This window comes from Variovorax sp. EBFNA2 (genome assembly GCF_033802765.1).
Lineage (GTDB): Bacteria > Pseudomonadota > Gammaproteobacteria > Burkholderiales > Burkholderiaceae_C > Variovorax > Variovorax paradoxus_H.
Genome location: NZ_CP138496.1, coordinates 226,979 through 242,220 on the forward strand (window position 1 = coordinate 226,979; position 15,242 = coordinate 242,220).

General features: G+C 69.9%; 13 protein-coding genes and 1 riboswitch. Of the genes, 10 read left to right on the forward strand and 3 right to left on the reverse strand.

All coding sequences use genetic code 11. The features are described from left to right. Positions 1-5: 5 nt before the first annotated feature. The 5 genes from hutI (at position 6) to RZE79_RS01110 (ending at position 5,525) form a co-directional block, all read left to right on the forward strand. Complete coding sequence (gene hutI / locus RZE79_RS01090; protein WP_319358592.1) at positions 6-1,292, forward strand: imidazolonepropionase; 1,287 nt, start codon at positions 6-8, stop codon at positions 1,290-1,292. Then, positions 1,289-2,740, forward strand: coding sequence for a formimidoylglutamate deiminase (locus RZE79_RS01095; protein WP_319358593.1), 1,452 nt, complete (start codon positions 1,289-1,291; stop codon positions 2,738-2,740). The genes hutI and RZE79_RS01095 overlap by 4 nt, the downstream gene beginning before the upstream one ends. Before the next feature lie 10 nt (positions 2,741-2,750). Beyond that, the gene (gene hutG / locus RZE79_RS01100) at positions 2,751-3,578 is read left to right on the forward strand and encodes an N-formylglutamate deformylase (protein WP_319358594.1); all 828 of its coding nucleotides are present in this window, start codon (positions 2,751-2,753) and stop codon (positions 3,576-3,578) included. A gap of 41 nt (positions 3,579-3,619) precedes the next feature. Beyond that, positions 3,620-4,666 (forward strand): homocysteine S-methyltransferase family protein, encoded by a 1,047-nt coding sequence (locus RZE79_RS01105; protein ID WP_319358595.1) that lies wholly within the window; start codon positions 3,620-3,622, stop codon positions 4,664-4,666. 79 nt (positions 4,667-4,745) lie between these two features. After that, positions 4,746-5,525: an SH3 domain-containing protein gene (locus RZE79_RS01110; RefSeq protein ID WP_319358596.1), complete on the forward strand. Its 780-nt coding sequence runs from the start codon at positions 4,746-4,748 to the stop codon at positions 5,523-5,525. A gap of 6 nt (positions 5,526-5,531) precedes the next feature. Here the strand turns inward: RZE79_RS01110 and RZE79_RS01115 are convergent, their stop codons facing one another. Then, on the reverse strand, positions 5,532-6,452 hold the full coding sequence (locus tag RZE79_RS01115; protein WP_319358597.1) for a LysR family transcriptional regulator: 921 nt from the start codon (positions 6,450-6,452) through the stop codon (positions 5,532-5,534). 109 nt (positions 6,453-6,561) lie between these two features. Here RZE79_RS01115 and RZE79_RS01120 point away from each other — a divergent pair, with 109 nt between their 5' ends. Next, positions 6,562-6,999, forward strand: a complete 438-nt coding sequence (locus RZE79_RS01120) for a PACE efflux transporter (RefSeq protein WP_099794538.1) — start codon at positions 6,562-6,564, stop codon at positions 6,997-6,999. A gap of 21 nt (positions 7,000-7,020) precedes the next feature. Here RZE79_RS01120 and RZE79_RS01125 read toward each other — a convergent pair whose 3' ends face one another. Next, positions 7,021-7,932: a lipase secretion chaperone gene (locus RZE79_RS01125; RefSeq protein ID WP_319358599.1), complete on the reverse strand. Its 912-nt coding sequence runs from the start codon at positions 7,930-7,932 to the stop codon at positions 7,021-7,023. 11 nt (positions 7,933-7,943) lie between these two features. Next, entirely contained in the window at positions 7,944-8,999 is a 1,056-nt protein-coding gene (locus RZE79_RS01130) for a triacylglycerol lipase (RefSeq protein WP_153281208.1), read from the reverse strand. 133 nt (positions 9,000-9,132) lie between these two features. After that, a riboswitch (S-adenosyl-L-homocysteine riboswitch) is annotated at positions 9,133-9,208 on the forward strand. Positions 9,209-9,278: 70 nt separating this feature from the next. Between RZE79_RS01130 and metH the strand changes: the two genes are divergently transcribed. The 4 genes from metH to RZE79_RS01150 all read left to right on the forward strand — a co-directional run bounded on the left by metH (position 9,279) and on the right by RZE79_RS01150 (position 15,216). Then, positions 9,279-11,993, forward strand: a complete 2,715-nt coding sequence (gene metH, locus RZE79_RS01135; RefSeq protein ID WP_319358600.1) for a methionine synthase — start codon at positions 9,279-9,281, stop codon at positions 11,991-11,993. A gap of 99 nt (positions 11,994-12,092) precedes the next feature. Continuing rightward, the gene (locus RZE79_RS01140) at positions 12,093-13,847 is read left to right on the forward strand and encodes a phospholipid carrier-dependent glycosyltransferase (protein ID WP_319358601.1); all 1,755 of its coding nucleotides are present in this window, start codon (positions 12,093-12,095) and stop codon (positions 13,845-13,847) included. Beyond that, positions 13,844-14,830 (forward strand): glycosyltransferase family 2 protein, encoded by a 987-nt coding sequence (locus RZE79_RS01145; protein WP_319358606.1) that lies wholly within the window; start codon positions 13,844-13,846, stop codon positions 14,828-14,830. The genes RZE79_RS01140 and RZE79_RS01145 overlap by 4 nt, the downstream gene beginning before the upstream one ends. Next, positions 14,827-15,216 carry a GtrA family protein gene (locus RZE79_RS01150; protein WP_153281204.1) on the forward strand — a complete coding sequence of 130 codons (390 nt, stop codon included), beginning with the start codon at positions 14,827-14,829 and terminating at the stop codon, positions 15,214-15,216. Before RZE79_RS01145 ends, RZE79_RS01150 begins: the two co-directional genes overlap by 4 nt. The last annotated feature ends 26 nt before the right edge of the window (positions 15,217-15,242 follow it).

Here is a 15,242-nt window from a genome sequence, read left to right on the forward strand (position 1 = left end):
TGACGATGAAACCCCCCAGCGAATTCCCCTCGGCCGACGGCCTCTGGACCGGCCTGCGCCTCGCACCCGGTGCGGCGCCTGGCCTGAGCTTGGCGCCCGATGCCGAAGCCGCCCTCGTGGTCGCGCAGGGCACGGTCCGCTGGGTCGGTGCGCGCGCCGATCTGCCTGCCGAGTTCGCGGGGCTCGCGCCGCACGACGGCGGCGGTGCGCTCGTCACGCCTGGCCTTGTCGATTGCCACACGCACCTGGTCTACGGCGGCCAGCGTGCCAACGAGTTCGCCATGCGGCTCGCGGGCGCCACATACGAAGAGGTGGCGAAGGCCGGCGGCGGCATCGTCTCGTCGGTGCGCGCCACGCGCGAGGCCGACGAAGACACGCTGTTCGCACAGGCCGCATCGCGCCTCGAACAGCTGCTGGCCGACGGCGTCTGCGCGATCGAGATCAAGTCGGGCTACGGCCTCGCGCTGGAACATGAACGCAAGCAGCTGCGCGTGGCGCGGCGCCTGGGCGAGGCCTACGGTGTCACCGTGCGCACCACCTTTCTCGGCGCGCACGCGCTGCCGCCGGAATACGCGGGCCGCAGCGGCGACTACATCGACCTCGTCTGCAAAGAGATGCTGCCCGCGCTCGCGGCCGAAGGGCTGGTCGATGCGGTCGACGTGTTCTGCGAACGCATCGCCTTCTCGCTCGAAGAAACCGAGCAGGTCTTCAAAGCCGCTCAGGCGCTGGGCCTGCCGGTGAAGCTGCATGCCGAGCAACTCTCGGACATGGGCGGCGCGGCGCTGGCTGCGCGCTACGGCGCGCTGTCGTGCGACCACATCGAGCACCTGTCGGCCGACGGCATCGCGGCCATGCGCCAGTCGGGCACCGTGGCCGTGCTGCTGCCCGGCGCCTACTACACGCTGCGCGATACGCACCTGCCGCCCATCGACGCGCTGCGCGCCGCGGGCGTGCCGATGGCCGTGTCGACCGACCACAACCCCGGCACCTCGCCGACGCTGAGCCTGCTGCTGATGGTCAACATGGCCTGCACGCTGTTCCGCCTCACCGTGCCCGAGGCACTGGCCGGCGTCACCGTGCACGCCGCGCGCGCGCTGGGCCTGCAGGCCACGCACGGCGCCATCGCGCCCGGCATGCCTGCCAACTTCGTGCTCTGGAATGTGCGCGAAGCGGCCGAGCTGGCCTACTGGTTCGGTCAACGTCCACTGCGCACCGCGGTGCGCCAGGGCCGTATTTGTATTTCTTTCCCCTCTCCCTCTGGGAGAGGGCAGGGTGAGGGCCAGCGGCCATGAATACGACGACAGTGATATCGAAGGCCGACAGCCCTCACCCCAACCCTCTCCCAGAGGGAGAGGGCGCAAGACAAACACTTTTCGCAGCCGATGCGCTGCTGCCCGCAGGGTGGACGAAGAACGTCCTGCTGTCGTGGAATGACGCCGGCCAGCTCACGCAGGTCCAGTCCGCCACGCAACCACCCGCCGGTGTGCAAGTGGCGACCGGCCCCGTGATCCCCGGCATGCCCAACCTGCATTCGCACGCCTTCCAGCGCGCGTTCGCGGGCCTCACCGAGCACCGCGCCGAGCAGCAGGACAGTTTCTGGAGCTGGCGCACGCTGATGTACCGCTTTGCCGCGCGCCTCGGCCCGCAGCACATGGAAGCCATCGCAACCTGGCTCTACGCCGAGATGCTCGAGGCGGGCTACACCAGTGTGTGCGAGTTCCAGTACGTGCACCACGACACCGACGGCCGCCCTTACGCCGACGACGCGGCGCTGAGCCGCGCGCTGCTGCGCGCCGCACGCAACACGGGCATCGGCTTCACGCTGCTGCCGGTGCTCTACCAGACCAGCGGCTTCGGCGACCAGCCGCCCACCGACGGGCAGCGCCGCTTCATCCGTTCGACCGAGTCGATGCTGCGTCTGCTCGACACGCTCAAGCCCGACTGCGACGCGCAGGGCGCGCGCCTGGGCCTGGCGCCGCATTCGCTGCGCGCCGTGCCGCCCGAGGCGCTGCGCGAGGCACTCGCCGGCCTCGACGCCATCGACCGCACCGCGCCGGTTCATATCCATATCGCCGAGCAGACGAAGGAAGTGGACGACTGCGTCGAGTGGAGCGGCCTGCGCCCGGTCGAATGGCTGCTCGACCACGCGAGCGTCGACGCGCGCTGGTGCCTCGTGCACGCCACGCACATGAACGACGCCGAGTACGAGTACGCCGCACGCAGCGGCGCGGTCGCGGGCCTGTGCCCGACCACCGAGGCCAACCTCGGCGACGGCATCTTCGACTTCGCGCGCTGGCGCAGCCACGGCGGCGCCTGGGGCGTGGGCTCCGACAGCCACGCCAGCGTCAACGCGGCCGAAGAACTGCTGATGCTCGAATACAGCCAGCGCCTGGGCCGGCGCCAGCGCAACGTCGGCGCGAGCGCGGCGCAGCCGCACGTGGCCACCGCGCTCACGCTCGAAGCCGTGCAGGGCGGGGCGCAGGCGGCGGGCCGCACAGTCGGCGGGCTGGCCGCGGGGCAGCAGGCCGACTTCGTCGTGCTCGATGCCACGCACCTCGCGCTGCAGGGCCTGTCGGCCCCCGACATGCTCTCGGCCCATGTGTTCGCGAGCCACCGCACCTCGGCCGTCGACGCGGTCTGGGTGGCGGGCCGCGCGCGCGTCACGGCCGGCCGCCACGCGCTGCACGACAGCGCGGCGTCGGGCTTCGTGGCGGCACGCACCCACCTTCTGCAAGACTGAGAATTCACCCATGGCTCTCTTCACCACCACCGAACCGGCGTTCCGCTTTCACCAGGGCACGCGCCCGCTGCTGATCTCGATGCCGCACGTCGGCACGCACGTGCCGCCCGCGCTGGCCGCCCGCTTCACCGACGAGGCACGCCACGTGCCCGACACCGACTGGCACCTCGAACAGCTCTACGACTTCGCCGATGCACTCGGCGCCTCGGTGCTCGTGGCCACGCACTCGCGCTACGTGGTCGACCTGAACCGTCCGCCGGACGGCGCCAGCCTGTACCCGGGCCAGAGCGTCACCGGCCTGTGCCCGGTCGACACCTTCGACGACACGCCGGTCTACGCGAACACCGGCGAGCACCCGTCCGACGCCGAGATCGCCGAACGCCGCGACGCCGTCTGGCGCCCCTACCACCAGCAGCTGCAGGCCGAGCTCGACCGCCTCACGGTCGCGCACGGCACCGTCGCGCTGTGGGACGCGCACTCGATCCGTTCCGTGCTGCCGCGCTTCTTCGAAGGCAAGCTGCCCGACCTGAACCTGGGCACCGCCGACGGCAAGAGCTGCGACCCCGCGCTGGCCGCCACGCTGCGCGGCATCGCCGAATCGGCGCCCGGCTACACCGGCGTGCTCAACGGCCGCTTCAAGGGCGGCCACATCACGCGCCAGTACGGCAACCCGGCCGGCGGCGTGCACGCGGTGCAGCTGGAGATGACGCAGTCGAGCTACATGCAGGAAGCGCTGCCCTTCGACTACCTGCCCGACGTGGCCGCGGGCGTGAAGCCGCACGTGCGCCGGATGCTCGAAGCGGTGCTGGCCTTCGTCGAGGGTCAGCGAAAGGGCTGACGGGCATCAGGGCCGGTCCCCGGTTTCTACAATCGGCGGTTATGAAGCCCGTCATCTACACCCGCGGCCAGGCCCTGCCTGGCATCCTCGCCCAACGCATTGCCATCCTCGACGGCGCGATGGGCACGATGATCCAGCGCTTCAAGCTCACCGAAGAACAGTACCGCGGCGAGCGCTTCAAGGACTTCGAGCGCGACGTGAAGGGCAACAACGAGCTGCTGTCGCTCACGCGGCCCGACGTCATCACCGACATCCACGAGGCCTACCTCGCGGCCGGCGCCGACCTCATCGAGACCAACACCTTCGGCGCCACCACCATCGCGCAGGAGGACTACAAGATGGCCCACCTGGCGCGCGAGATGAACCTCGAGTCGGCCAAGCTGGCGCGCGCGGCCTGCGACAAATACAGCACGCCCGACAAGCCGCGCTTCGTGGCCGGCGCCCTCGGCCCGACACCCAAGACGGCGAGCATCAGCCCCGACGTGAACGACCCGGGCGCACGCAATGTCGATTTCGAATCGCTGCGCGCCGCGTACTACGAGCAGACCGAAGCGCTGGTCGAAGGCGGCGCCGACGTGATCCTGGTCGAGACGATCTTCGACACGCTCAACGCCAAGGCCGCGCTGTTCGCGGTGGACGAGTACTTCGACAACAGCGGGCACCGCCTGCCGCTGATCATCAGCGGCACGGTGACCGACGCCTCGGGCCGCATCCTCAGCGGCCAGACCGTCACCGCCTTCTGGCACAGCGTGCGCCATGCGCAGCCGCTGGCCATCGGCCTGAACTGCGCGCTGGGCGCGACGCTGATGCGCCCCTACATCCAGGAGCTGGCGCGCGTGGCGGGCGACACTTTCATCAGCTGCTATCCGAACGCCGGCCTGCCCAACCCGATGAGCGACACCGGCTTCGACGAGACGCCCGACGTCACCTCGCGCCTGCTGCACGAGTTCGCGGCCGAGGGGCTGGTGAACATCGTGGGCGGCTGCTGCGGCACCACGCCGGACCACATCGCGGCGATCGGCGCGGCGGTGGCGCCTGCCAAGGGCCGCCTGCTGAACACGAACGGCTTCTACAAAGAAGCTGCATGACGCCAGGCGCCGCGCGCGCCTTCGGCTGATTGACGGCTCCGCGCCCCGCGCCTACGCTGGCGCGCACAGGAGCCACCCCATGAACGTCACATCCTTCTTGCGCCGCGCTGCCTTGGGCGCGTTCGTCTTGCTGCTGCCGCTCGCGGCGGCGGCGCAGCAGGCCTTCACGCGCGGCGCGGTCAACATGCGCGCCGGGCCCTCGGGCGACTACCCGCTGGTGGCACGGCTCGGGCCGGGCCAGCCGGTCGACGTGGTCGGCTGCACCAGCGGCTACGGCTGGTGCGACGTGGTGCTGCCCGACGGCGGGCGCGGCTGGGTCTGGTCGAGGAACCTCGACTACGCCTATCAGCAGCAGCGCGTGCCGCTGGCCACCTACGGCGCGGTCATCGGCGTGCCCATCGTGACTTTCGTGATCGGCAGCTACTGGGCCGACTACTACCGCGACCGCCCCTGGTACGGCGACCGGCGCTGGTGGGGCCAGCGGCCACCGCCGCCACCGATTGCAGGCTGGCGCCCGCCGCCGCCCGTGCGCCCGGCCTGGCAGCCGCGGCCCTGGCCGCCGGGGCAGGGCGTGCGTCCGCCGCACGGGCCTGGGGTCCGTCCGCCGCACGGACCCGGTGTGCGTCCACCCGGTGGACCGGGCTACCGCCCGTCCGTCGACCCTGGCTTCCGCCCGCCGCGTCCGCAGCCGGGCTTCCGGCCCGGACCACCGCCGGGCGTGTCGCATCCGCATCCGGGCGGGGGCCGGCCCGGTGGGGGCGGCGGTGGCGGAGGAGGGCGTCCACACGGAGGTGGTGGCAAGGGTGGCGGGGGCGGTGGGCACGGCGGTGGAGGCGGGCACGGCCACGGCAAGAACTGACCTGCCTTACACGGCCGGCGTCGCGATGCCGGCCGCCGCCTGCCGGTCTCGCGCGATCAGCGCCACAAAGCGCTGCGCGCCCAGGCCCAGCGGCCGTTCGCGCGACCACACCACGTCCACCCACAGGTCGAGCCCGTTGCTGAGGTTTTCGAACGGAATCTCGACCAGCGCGCCGGCCGCCACATGCGGCCGCGCGAAGTTGCGCGGCAGCCAGCCCCAGCCCAGTCCGGCGGTGATCAGGCTCAGCGCGGCCAGCGCGTTGTCGGTGCGCCAGACGTGCCGCGCGAACACGAAGCGCGGGTCGCTGGTGCCCAGGTCGCGCCCGGCGACCACGATCTGCCGCGTGTTGGTGAGGTGTTCCTCGCGCAGGCGCTCGCCGGCCGCGGCGCGCAGCACGGGATGGTCGGGCGCCATCACGGCCACCATGGTGTCGCTGCCGACTTCCTGGAAGCCTTCGCGGCCGTCGAGGCTGGGCCGCTCGAACACCAGCGCAAGCTGCGCCCGGCCGCTGTGCAGCAGCGCCAGCGCATCGGCCTGCGGCGCGGCCAGCACCTCGACCTGCAGCAGCGGGTAGTCGTCGGCCAGCGCGGCCAGGGGCCCGCTCCAGGGCGCGGCCAGCAGCTCGGGCGCAATGGCCAGCGTGAGCCGGTCTTCCAGCCCCTGCGTGAGCGCCAGCGCCTGCACCTGCAACTGCCGCAACTGGGCCGCGAGCAGCCGGGCCTGAGGCTCAAGCGAGCGCGCGGCGGCGGTGGGCTGCGGCTCGCGGCCGCTGCGGTCGAACAGCGGCAGCGCCAGCTCGGCCTCGAGGTTGGCGATGGCCATGCTCACGGCCGACGGCACCTTGCGCAGCGCCCGCGCGGCGGCCGAAAACGAGCCGTGGTCGATCACAGCCAGGAAGACCTCGACGTTGTCGCTGGAGAAAGCCATGGCGCCCCGATCTGTCTGATCTATCAATAAAACTGAAACAAGTTAACTTTTTATATCAGCAAATCACAAATAAAGTCCACCCATCGCAGTCAACCACACAGAGAAATTCATGCAGGGCATTCAGCGTCGGATCGTTTACATCTCCCTCTACGAGGGCATCGCCATCGTGGCGGCCAGCGCCGGCCTGGCCCTGATGTCGGACGCGGGGCTCGGCCACTCAGGGCTGCTGGCCGTGGGCGCCTCGGTCATCGCGGTGATCTGGAACCTGACGTTCAACGCCCTGTTCGAGCGCTGGGAGTCGCGCCAGGCGGTGCGCGGGCGCAGCCTGAAGCGCCGCATCGCGCACGCGATCGGCTTCGAGGGCGGCCTGATCGCCTTCCTGGTGCCGATGCTGGCCTGGGGCCTGGGCGTGTCGCTCTGGCAGGCGCTGGTGATGGACCTGGGCCTGGTGGTGTTTTTCCTGGTCTACACCTTCGTCTTCAACTGGGCCTTCGACCGGGTGTTCGGCCTGCCGGCCTCGGCCATGGGCGAAGCACAGCCTGCGTAAGCCTGCGCTTACTTAGCGGATTCATCTCGCCGGCTTGGGCGCAGCGGACGAGCGCATCGCCAGGGCACCGCTCAGGCGCAGGCGCTCGTTCTCGTTGAAGAGCGTCTCGCGCAGCTGGGCCCGCTCGGCCTCGGGCGCGTTGGCGTAGCGGTCGAGCCGGGCGTTCCACTCCTGGGTTTCCTGGTCGAGCGTGGCCAGGCCGCGCGCCACCTCGTAGCCGTAGGCCTCGCTGCGCGCGGCAAAGCGCTCCTGGGGGCTGGCGCCGCGCGCCTGCAGCGCCTCGGTCTGGCGCATCACGTCGAGGTGGGCCACCGCGTCCTTGCGCACCTCGCGCTGCGCGGGCGACAGCCAGGCCTGCTCGCTCTGCGCCAGCGCCGCGGCGCGCTGCTCGGGCGTGAGGTCGGGGTTGGACAGCAGTTCCATCTTCTCGGCCATGAACTGGTCCTGCCGGATCTGGTCGCCGAACAGGCCTTCGATTTCCTCGGGCGCGAAGAACTGGCGGCGCACCGCCTCGCGCGCCTCCAGGCTGCGGCGCAGGAAGGCCGGGTCGCCGGGCGCGGGCGGCTGCAGCGTGCGCAGGGCTTCCTGCATGTCGACGTAGCGCTCCAGCAGGCCCAGCGCGCGCACGCGCCAGTCTTCGCGCAGGTGCTTGGCGAGCAGGGCGGGCGCGCGGGCCATGAGCGTGGCCTTGCTGTCGGCCTGCGCTTCGGCGAGCACTTGGTCGAAGAGGGTGATGAGGTCGCGGGTGAGGAGCGCGTCGGGGGCCGCCGCGGTGGAGGGCGGGCGCGGCGCCGGTGGCGGCGCGGCGGTCACGGTCGCCGCTGCGGGCGCGGCGGCCCGGGGCGCATCGACTGCCTCCGGTCCGAGCGCCAGCCATCCGGTCCCCACGGCCACCAGCGCGACCGCGCCGAGGGTCAACGCCACACCGCGCATGCGCAGCGTCCTCAGAGCCCCGCGCTCTTGAGTCGCGCGGCCTGTTCCCTGAACAGCGCCGGCGGCTTCTTCTCGTAGTACGGGAACTGGCTGCCGTAGGTGTTGCCGAAGGCCTGGTTCACCTCGTCGAGGTGGTTCTGGCGGTAGTCGCCCAGGTGCGTGCCCAGTCGCGTGGTGCAGACCGCGAGCAGGCCGTCGTTGGCCTCGCCGAAGAAGAACAGGCCGCCCAGCGTCGACAGCGCCGTGTCGCTCGGGTCGAACAGGTTGAAGCTGGTCGACACGCCCGACCACGAGTAGTAGCGCACGCCGTTGGCCACGGCCGCACCGCTCTTCACGTCGCACGACGAGCCCGCGGCGGGGCGCCCCTGCGGAAACTTGGCGTCGAAGGCCGCGCCGCCTGCCGTGGTGAGCGAGGCCAGCGCGTTCAGCGGCACTTCGGGCAGCTGGCTCGGGTCCTTGCCCGAGAGAAAACCGATCATTCCCGTCAGCAGGCCGATGGCCTTCACCACCAGCGTCTGGGCGATGCCGCCTTCGGGCAGTTTGGCGAGCAGGTCGGCCACCTTCGAGCCGCCGTTGGCGCCGCCCACCGAGGTGACCGACGCCACCATGTCGGGCGCCACCGCCGCGACGTAGCGCACCGTGGGCGAGCCCTGCGAATGGCCGATGAGGTTGAACTTGAGCGTGGGGTTCTGCTCGAGCGCGCGGATGGTCTTGAGCTCCTGCAGCAGCTGCTCGCCGCGGATCTCGGAGGTGTTGGTGCCCGACACCTGCGCCACGTACACCCTGGCGCCCGCGCCGGCCAGCTGGCCGGGGATGTCGTAGAAGTAGTCGACGCCCAGCAGGTTGTCGAAGCCCAGCAGGCCGTGGACCAGCACGATCGGGTAGCGGGTCTTCGCGGTGTCGGAGGTCACGAAGGCCTCGACGCGCGTCGCGGTGTCGCTGGCCGCGGCACGGGCCGGTGGCGTGTGAACCGTGAGGGCCGCGGCGGCCAGGAGACCGCAGCTCAGGGCCACGGCGCGCATCGGGGTGGCTGCACGCTGCAACCGGGCAATCGACTTCCTGACCATCTGGCGCTCTCCCTTACGTCTGGTTAAAAACACGAACGTTCGTTCGGAAATGGTGGGCGCATTCTGTTGACACATGCAGGAATGAAAACTGGGGTTTTCCCAGGGCGCCATCGAATCGACCTAAAATGCGCGACTTCCCAAGGAGCGTTGCAGCGGTTCGCCACAGAGGCGAATCGTCAGGCTTGGGGCGACAACGACGCTCGCCTGTTCGACTCTTCCGCAGGTGAGGCCATGTCCCAGATTCCCGCATCCGTTTCCGCTCCCGTCGCTCCCCCTCCCATGAAGCTGTCCGGCCTCGAGCCGGTCGCCATCGGCGCAGGGACGCTGTTCGTCAACATCGGCGAGCGCACCAACGTCACCGGCTCCAAGGCCTTCGCGCGGATGATCCTCAACGGCCAGTTCGAGGACGCCCTGGCCGTCGCGCGCCAGCAGGTCGAGAACGGCGCGCAGGTGATCGACATCAACATGGACGAGGCCATGCTGGACAGCAAGGCCGCGATGGTCCGCTTCCTGAACCTCATTGCCAGCGAGCCCGACATCGCGCGCGTGCCTGTGATGGTCGACAGCTCCAAGTGGGAGGTCATCGAGGCCGGCCTGCGCTGCATCCAGGGCAAGGGCATCGTCAACTCCATCTCCATGAAGGAGGGCGTCGACAAGTTCAAGCACGAGGCCAAGCTGGTCAAGCGCTACGGCGCCGCCGCCGTGGTCATGGCCTTCGACGAGAAGGGCCAGGCCGACACCTACGCACGCAAGATCGAGATCTGCGAGCGCGCCTACCGCGTGCTGGTCGACGAGGTGGGCTTTCCGCCCGAAGACATCATCTTCGACCCGAACATCTTCGCCATTGCCACCGGCATCGAGGAGCACGACAACTACGCCGTCGACTTCATCAACGCCGTGCGCTGGATCAAAGAGAACCTGCCGGGCGCCAAGGTGTCGGGCGGCGTGAGCAACGTGAGCTTCAGCTTCCGCGGCAACGACCCGATGCGCGAAGCGATCCACACCGTGTTCCTGTACCACGCCATCCAGGCGGGCATGGACATGGGCATCGTCAACGCCGGCATGGTCGGCGTGTACGACGACCTGGAGCCCGCGCTGCGCGAGCGCGTCGAAGACGTGGTGCTCAACCGCCGCCCCGACGCCGGCGAGCGCCTGGTCGAAGTGGCCGAGACCGCCAAGAGCGGTGCCAAGGACGAGAGCAAGCGCCTCGAATGGCGCGGCACGCCGGAGCACCCCGTGCACGTCAACCAGCGCCTGTCGCACGCGATGGTGCACGGCATCACCGACTTCATCGTCCAGGACACCGAAGAGGCCTACCAGCAGATCCTCGCCAAGGGCGGGCGTCCGCTGCACGTGATCGAAGGTCCGCTCATGGACGGCATGAACATCGTGGGCGACCTGTTCGGCCAGGGCAAGATGTTCCTGCCGCAGGTGGTGAAGTCGGCGCGCGTGATGAAGTCGGCCGTGGCCCACCTCATCCCGTACATCGAGGAAGAAAAGCGCCAGGACGAGGCCGCGGGCCGCGACGTGCGCACCAAGGGCAAGATCATCATCGCCACCGTGAAGGGCGACGTGCACGACATCGGCAAGAACATCGTCACGGTCGTGCTCCAGTGCAACAACTTCGAAGTCGTGAACATGGGCGTGATGGTCCCGTGCCACGAAATCCTGGCCAGGGCGAAGGTCGAGGGCGCGGACATCGTGGGCCTGTCGGGCCTCATCACGCCGAGCCTCGAAGAGATGCAGTACGTGGCCGGCGAGATGCAGAAGGACGACCACTTCCGCATCAAGAAGATCCCGCTGCTCATCGGCGGCGCCACCACCAGCCGCGTGCACACCGCCGTCAAGATTGCGCCGCACTACGAAGGCCCCGTGGTCTACGTGCCCGACGCCTCGCGCAGCGTGAGCGTGGCGCAGAGCCTGCTCTCCGACCAGGCCACCGCGTACATCGACGAGATCAACGCCGACTACGCCAAGGTGCGCACGCAGCACGCCAACAAGAAGCAGGTGCCGATGTGGCCGCTGGCCAAGGCGCGCGCCAACAAGACACCGGTCGACTGGTCGAGCTACACGCCGCCCGTGCCCAAGTTCATCGGCCGGCGCCTGTTCAAGAACTTCGACCTCACCGAGCTGGCCAGGTACATCGACTGGGGCCCGTTCTTCCAGACCTGGGACCTGGCCGGCCCGTTCCCCGCCATCCTGAAAGACGAAGTCGTCGGCACCGAGGCCGTGCGCGTGTACGCCGACGGCCAGCGCATGCTCAAGCGCCTCATCGAAGGGCGCTGGCTCAGCGCCAGCGGCGTGGTCGGCTTCTGGCCCGCCAACACCGTGAACGACGACGACATCGAGCTGTACACCGACGAGACGCGCAGCGAGGTTGCGCTCACCTGGTACGGCATGCGCCAGCAGACCGAGAAACAGATGATCGACGGCGTGATGCGCCCGAGCCGCTGCCTGGCCGACTTCGTCGCACCGAAGGACAGCGGTGTGAAGGACTACGTCGGCGTGTTCGCCGTCACGGCCGGCCTGGGCGTCGAGAAGAAAGAGAAGTTCTTCATGGACGACCTCGACGACTACTCGGCCATCATGCTCAAGGCGCTGGCCGACCGGCTGGCCGAGGCCTTTGCCGAGGCCATGCACCACCGCGTGCGCACCGACCTGTGGGGCTACGCGCCCGGCGAAGGCCTGAGCAACGACGACATGATTGCCGAGAAGTACCGCGGCATCCGCCCCGCGCCCGGCTACCCGGCCTGCCCCGACCACAGCGTGAAGGGCCCGATGTTCGACCTTCTGAACTGCGCGGACATTGGCATGACCCTGACGGAGAGCCTCGCTATGATGCCCGCCGCCAGCGTGAGCGGCTTCTACCTCGGGCATCCCGATGCGACGTACTTCAACGTCGGCAAGATCGGGCACGACCAGTTGCAGGACCAGGCTGCGCGGCGCCGCACGAGCGAATCGGAGCTCGAGCGCCTGCTGGCGCCGAACCTTTGAACCTGCCGGTCGGCCGGCCCACCGGCGTGACCGGCCACGGGAGTTGATATTCAGAAGCTGATCTTTGCCGCCGCGCACTACGCCCAGTTCGCGATCTTCGTGATCGCCTGCTGGGGTGCCGGCCGTGCGGTGCTCGCGCACCTGCGTCCCCCGTCGCGCCGCGACGCCTGGCTCGAAGCCGCCATGGCGGCCGCACTCGGCGTTGGCCTGTACATCTGTGCCTTCCAGGCGCTGGCCATCTTCGGGCTGTTCCGCCGCGAGGCCACGCTGGGCCTGGTCGGTGCGGGCGTCGTGGCCGCCGCGTGGCAATGGCGCGGCTGGCGCGCCGACATCCGCGCACTGCGCGCGGCCGCACCGACCACCCCGCCGTGGACCCGCTTCGAGCGCATCGCCGCCATCGCGCTGGCGCTGGTCGCGCTGCCCGCGCTGGTGGCGCCGCTCGCACCGCCGGCCGCCTTCGACGAGCTGATGTACCACCTGCCCTATGCGCGGCAGGTGGCGCAGCAGGGCTCGCTGGGCATCCACGAGTGGCTGCGTTACCCCTGGTTCCCGTACAACTACAACCTGCTGTACGCCGCCGCGCTGCAGGTGGGCGACGACGTGCTGCCGCACTTCCTCAACGCGCTGGCGGGTGCGCTGTCGGTGGTGATGATCTTCCGCCTGGGCATCCTGCACGCCAACCGGCTCACCGCCTGCATCGGCGCGGCCATCTGGCTGGGCCTGGGCGACTACGCCAACGCGCTGATCGACATGGGCGTGGCGCTGTTCGTGCTGACCGCCTGCGTGGCGCTGTGGTGGTGGCGCGAATCGGAGCCTTTGCGCGACGGCACGCGCTGGCTGTCGCTGGCGGCGTTCTGCCTCGGCGTGGCGGCGGGCTCCAAGTACCAGGCGCTGATCTTCCTGCCGCTGGTGGCGCTGTTCGTGGTGCGCCACGAGCGTCGCGTGTGGCGCGCCTGGGCGCCGGCGCTGCTGTGCTTCCTGATCCCGTGCATCTACTGGTACGCGCGCAACGCCATCATGACGGGCGACCCCTTCAACCCGATCGGCGCGCGCGTGTTCGGCTTCACCGAGTGGACCCCGGCCGACTACGTGCAGCAGGTGGCCGACGTGCGCGTCCACGCCGAGATGCCCAATGCACTGATCTGGTCCGTGTTCCTCGCGCCGTTCAGCGTGTGGTGGAAGCGCTCCGCCGCCGTGCGCGCGGCGGGCTGGTTCTGCCTGTACTCGGTGGCCGTGTGGGTCGTGACCTCGCGCTACCCGCGCTACCTGACGGCTTCGTTTCCCTTGCTGGCGTTGACAGCGGCCGTGGGCTGGCAGGCACTGGGGGTCTGGATCGCGGCGGGCGTGCGCCGCCTGCGCGGAGCGAAGGTTGCCGCCGCACCGGCCGGCCCGCGCAGCGGCGCCGGTGTGGGCGACTGGGTCGTGGTGCTGCTGCTGGCCGTGCTCGCGGCCGTGTCGGTCGGGCAGACCGCCAGGAAGGTGGCCATGGTCTCGCCCACGCCCGAAAGCCGCGAAGCCTTCCTGCGCAAGCACGTGCCGGGCTACGCCGTGATGGACTACCTGCGCACGAACGCCAAGGGGCGGGTCTACCAGATCGCGCTCAACGAGGCGATCTACTACGGTCCCAACCCGATCTGGGGCGACACGCTCGGGCCATGGCGCTACACCGATTTCGGCAAGCTCTCCGGCGGCGACCTGGCGCGCAAGCTTGGGGGCCTGGGGTTCGTCGCCGTCGTGCTGCCGGACAGCGTGGTGCCCGTGTTCAGCGCGCGCACCGACTTCGACAAATACTTCGCCGTGCAGTATGAAAAAGACGGCTGCCGCGTCTACCGTATTCTTTCCGCTGCACCATGACCGATTCTGATGTCTCCCCTCGCAGCGCCGGCAGCCCCGCCATGCCGCGCATTGCCGCCGTCATCCCCTGCTTCAACGAAGCCCTGGCCATCACCCAGGTGATCGAGGGCTTCCGCGCGGCGCTGCCCGGCGTCGAGGTCCACGTCTTCGACAACAACTCCACCGACGACACGGCCGCCGTGGCCCGTGCCGCCGGCGCGATCGTCACGCACGTGGCCGCACGCGGCAAGGGCAACGTGGTGCGGCGCATGTTCGCCGACGTCGAGGCCGACATCTACGTGATGGTCGACGGCGACGCCACCTACGACACCACCGCTGCACCGCGCCTCATCGCGCGGCTGGTCGAGGGCAACCTCGACATGGTGGTCGGCAGCCGCGTCGACGACGGCCAGGACGCGCTCACCTACCGCGCCGGCCACCGCTTCGGCAACTGGCTGCTCACGGGCACCGTGGCGCAGCTCTTCGGCGGCGGCCTCACCGACATGCTCTCGGGCTACCGCGTGTTCTCGCGCCGCTATGCCAAGTCGTTCCCCGCGCTGTCGCAGGGCTTCGAGATCGAAACCGAACTCACCGTGCACGCGCTCGAACTGCGCATGCCCTATGCCGAGGAAGGCACGGCCTACAGCACGCGCCCCGAAGGCTCGCACAGCAAGCTCTCGACCTACCGCGACGGCTGGCGCATCCTGAAGACCATCGGCAAGCTCTTCGTGAGCGAGCGGCCGCTGCAGTTCTTCTCGATCGTCGCCGCCGTGCTCGCCGTCGGCGCGCTCGCGCTGGCCGTGCCGCTGTTCATGACCTACGCCCACACCGGCCTGGTGCCGCGGCTGCCCACGGCGGTGCTCGCCACCGGCGCGATGCTGGCGGCGCTGCTGTCCTTCGTCTGCGGCGTGGTGATGCACACCGTCACGCTGGGCCGGCAGGAGGCCAAGCGGTTGCGCTACCTGGCGCAGCCTTGCGTGCGCGAGAGCCTGCGCAGCCGATGAAGATCGGTCGTGAGTTCCTGTCGTTCGCCGTGGTCGGCGCGGCGGGGTTCGTGGTCGACGTGGTGGTGCTGTACCTGCTGGCGCCGCTGCTGGGTTGGTACGGGGCCCGGGTGCTGTCTTTCCTGGCGGCCGCGACGGCCACCTGGGCGCTGAACCGCCGCTACACGTTCAGCGCGCGGCGCTCCGACGGTTCGGTGCTGCGCGAGTACCTGGGTTATCTCGTGACGATGCTGGGCGGCGCGGTCGTCAATTACGGCGCCTATGTGCTCGTGCTGCATTGGGCGACGGGCCAGTGGGCGCCTGCGGCCGGCGTGGCGCTGGGGAGCTGCGCGGGGCTGGGCGTGAACTTTCTGTCGGCGCGCTACCTGGTGTTCCGCGCGAAGTAAAAATCTCGCTCCCTCCCCCTCTGGGG

Coding starts and splice junctions, on each gene's coding strand:
- hutI (WP_319358592.1), top strand. CDS start 6: ATGAAACCCCCCAGCGAATTCCCCTCGGCCGACGGCCTCTGGACCGGC.
- RZE79_RS01095 (WP_319358593.1), top strand. CDS start 1,289: ATGAATACGACGACAGTGATATCGAAGGCCGACAGCCCTCACCCCAAC.
- hutG (WP_319358594.1), top strand. CDS start 2,751: ATGGCTCTCTTCACCACCACCGAACCGGCGTTCCGCTTTCACCAGGGC.
- RZE79_RS01105 (WP_319358595.1), top strand. CDS start 3,620: ATGAAGCCCGTCATCTACACCCGCGGCCAGGCCCTGCCTGGCATCCTC.
- RZE79_RS01110 (WP_319358596.1), top strand. CDS start 4,746: ATGAACGTCACATCCTTCTTGCGCCGCGCTGCCTTGGGCGCGTTCGTC.
- RZE79_RS01115 (WP_319358597.1), bottom strand. CDS start 6,452: ATGGCTTTCTCCAGCGACAACGTCGAGGTCTTCCTGGCTGTGATCGAC.
- RZE79_RS01120 (WP_099794538.1), top strand. CDS start 6,562: ATGCAGGGCATTCAGCGTCGGATCGTTTACATCTCCCTCTACGAGGGC.
- RZE79_RS01125 (WP_319358599.1), bottom strand. CDS start 7,932: ATGCGCGGTGTGGCGTTGACCCTCGGCGCGGTCGCGCTGGTGGCCGTG.
- RZE79_RS01130 (WP_153281208.1), bottom strand. CDS start 8,999: ATGGTCAGGAAGTCGATTGCCCGGTTGCAGCGTGCAGCCACCCCGATG.
- metH (WP_319358600.1), top strand. CDS start 9,279: ATGAAGCTGTCCGGCCTCGAGCCGGTCGCCATCGGCGCAGGGACGCTG.
- RZE79_RS01145 (WP_319358606.1), top strand. CDS start 13,844: ATGACCGATTCTGATGTCTCCCCTCGCAGCGCCGGCAGCCCCGCCATG.
- RZE79_RS01150 (WP_153281204.1), top strand. CDS start 14,827: ATGAAGATCGGTCGTGAGTTCCTGTCGTTCGCCGTGGTCGGCGCGGCG.